Consider the following 223-nt stretch of genomic DNA (forward strand, 5'->3'; position numbering starts at 1 on the left):
TTTCACCAAAGCCCCACTGACATAAACCGGTGTGGTCGCAGTTAAGGTGGTAGCGTTCACCATCACCACGCTCGTCGCCGCAACCCCTCCTATGGTTAAGGTCGTGGTCGGGGTAAAGTTGGTACCCACTACCGTCACCGAAGTGCCGCCTGCGAGTGAACCTTGATTTGGCGTAATACTGATTAATGTTGGGCTACTGGCTTGATAAGTGAAACCACCTGCC

1 protein-coding gene is annotated in these 223 nt (G+C 53.4%); it reads right to left on the reverse strand.

Annotated elements, in window-relative coordinates; all coding sequences use genetic code 11:
* Positions 1-223 (reverse strand): IPT/TIG domain-containing protein (locus ACD661_RS17025; protein ID WP_400189024.1); only part of this gene is annotated, 223 nt, incomplete at both ends.

The sequence above is a fragment of the Legionella lytica genome (assembly GCF_044626755.1).
Classification (GTDB): Bacteria; Pseudomonadota; Gammaproteobacteria; order Legionellales; family Legionellaceae; genus Legionella; species Legionella lytica_A.